The organism is Pseudomonas sp. PA-7-1E, assembly GCF_021605325.1.
GTDB lineage: Bacteria > Pseudomonadota > Gammaproteobacteria > Pseudomonadales > Pseudomonadaceae > Aquipseudomonas > Aquipseudomonas fluorescens_BV.
The window spans coordinates 1-2,575 of the sequence record NZ_WKFA01000118.1; the positions used below are offsets into that span (position 1 = coordinate 1).

Sequence of the window (2,575 nt, forward strand, 5' to 3'; positions counted from 1 at the left end):
GTTGAACATTGATTAGCCTTAGAGTGAATTTTACTATCGGACGAATGAGGAGAAGCCGTAAATCCCAATTCGAATGTTTAACTGATGCTTAAATCAGGTGATGTAGCGGGTCTGCAAATTGCACCAGCAAGCACCAACTTGAATCTATGGCTTGTGCAGTATCACGCTAGAGTCTTGGTCGCGCTTAAGCTTTCCAGCATCCTCTCTGCGCTCATCGGCTTGCCCAGCAGGTAACCTTGCAAAATGTCGCAACCCAACTCGGTAAGCATCTGTTGTTGTTCAGCGGTTTCCACACCCTCTGCAACGATCCTCAGCCCCAGCGTTTTACCGAGCGCTACTATGGCCGAAACGATAGCCGCGTCATCGTTACACTTAGCCAGCTCGGTGATAAAACCTCGGTCGATCTTCAGTTCGTTGGCTGGTAGGCGCTTAAGATAAAGCAGGCTGGAATAACCGGTACCAAAGTCGTCGATGGAGATATTCACGCCCAATGCTGCCAATTGATCAAGAACAATCAAAGCAGCTTCAGCGTCCCGCATCGCCGTAGATTCGGTAACTTCCAGTGTCAGGAAACGGGGGGGCAGGCCACTGCTTTGCAGGGCATTGCGCACGACATCAACGAGCTTTGCATGGGCCAGTTGTACCGTCGAAATGTTGACCGCAATACTCCATTCGTCTTTACCTTCGCCTAACGCTTGCCATTCGGCCATCTGCCGGCACGCCTCATGGATTACCCAGCTACCGATTGGCACGATCAATCCAGTACGCTCTGCCAAGGGCAGGAAACGGACGGGCGGCACCAAGCCCAAACCTGGCTTGTTCCAACGCAGTAAAGCTTCAACGCCGATCATAGGGCCATTTGGGGCGAGCATCTTCGGCTGGAAGTGCAGGATAAATTCATTCCGATCCAGTGCGCACCGCAGATCCTGTTGCATTTCCAACTGCAGGTGAGCGTTAACGTTCATAGCTTTTTCAAAGAAGCAGTAGCCATCGCGGCCCTGCTCCTTGGCGTGGTACATAGCCGCATCGGCATTGACCATCAGCTCATGCTCGGTTAGGCCATTTTCTGGGAATATAGCGATACCGATGCTAGCGGACACATGCACTGTCTGCCGCCCAAGTACGTAAGGTAATCGAATATTTTCCACCAAGCGTTGCGCCAACATCGCAGCGTCTTCAGGTTCGCCGGGATCGATAAGCAGAACGAACTCGTCGCCTCCGAGGCGAGCCACCGTATCTTCGCCGCGTTTGGCGTCGTTGATTCGCTTTGCTACTTGCAGAAGCAACTGGTCGCCAGTGTGATGACCGTAAGTATCGTTAACAGCTTTGAAACCATCCAGATCCATGAAGAGTACGGCAAAGTGGCTCTTCTGCCTGATGGCTTTATGAATCGCTTGCTGAAGACGGTCGTTTAGGAGGATACGGTTAGGGAGGCGAGTAAGATTGTCGTGAAGAGCTAGCTGCACCAGTTCACTGTTTGCGAGGTCAAGGGAGCTGGCAAGTATGCTGGTGCGGATGTCAAGCATTGATACGATCAAGGCAATAGCGCAGACAGCCAGCGTGATCAGAATCACCAAAACCATTAGCCAGTTGCTATCAATGCCTGCATTGACCGCTCCGCACACGCTCCCGATAGGAAATTGGGCAGCCGCCATTCCGGTATAGTGCATTCCAACAATGGCACACCCCATAATTAACGAGGCGCCGATGCGTGTACGATTGATGTACTGACCTTCGCCACGCAGGCGGAAAGCGATCCACAAAGCCACGCCCGAAGCAAGGATAGCAATCAGCACCGATAGCGCGAACAACGACGGAACGTATTCCACTACAGGATTCATCAGCAGCGCCGCCATTCCAACGTAGTGCATGGATGCAATTCCGATACCCATGAGCACCGCACCAAGCAGCAAACGCGGCAGTGGCATTTCCGTCTGGCATGCTAGCCACAAAGCAAAGGCGGAGGAGGCGATGGCGATCAACAACGATAAGCCAGTCAGCGTCAGGTCGTAACCCAGCTCGATGGGCAGTTGGAAGGCCAACATGCCAATAAAATGCATCGACCAGAGGCCCGTGCCCATGGCGGAAGATCCACCGGCAAGCCAAAGTGCCGATGCTTTGCCTTCGGTACGGGTGACTCGACCAGTCATGTCCAGCGCGGTATAAGACGCCAGGATCGCTACGGCGAAGGAAAACAGCACATACACGCTGTTATAGCTGCTTACTAGCATTGAAACCCCGAAGGTTGAATTTGGCTCCTCTGGGCATCGGCGGCACGAGCAGTTTCTGAAGAGTACGCTTCATCCTATCGTCAAAAATTTTACAAAAAAAAGCGTCATGCCAGCCTTGCGACTTCCACGGGCACGCTTACGGCTGAATGCGATGCTGGCAATTGTAGTGCCGTGCTGGGCACCCATATTGAATGACCTGGGCTTTGAAGGCCTTGGAATAGGAACCGAGTGTTGGCTGCATGAAATACCCGTTTAAAAGGCTAGATCTGGTGCTCACTTAAATTTGAGTGCACACGATGTCTTGGCTTTGCGGGGCTGGGTAGATGACATGGCCGGACGGTTAC

1 protein-coding gene is annotated in these 2,575 nt (G+C 52.7%); it reads right to left on the reverse strand.

What is annotated here, in order from left to right; translation table 11 throughout:
* Positions 1–161 precede the first annotated feature (161 nt).
* The gene (locus tag GIW79_RS29445; protein WP_236456642.1) at positions 162–2,231 is read right to left on the reverse strand and encodes a putative bifunctional diguanylate cyclase/phosphodiesterase; all 2,070 of its coding nucleotides are present in this window, start codon (positions 2,229–2,231) and stop codon (positions 162–164) included.
* Positions 2,232–2,575 lie beyond the last annotated feature (344 nt).

Coding starts and splice junctions, on each gene's coding strand:
- GIW79_RS29445 (WP_236456642.1), bottom strand. CDS start 2,231: ATGCTAGTAAGCAGCTATAACAGCGTGTATGTGCTGTTTTCCTTCGCC.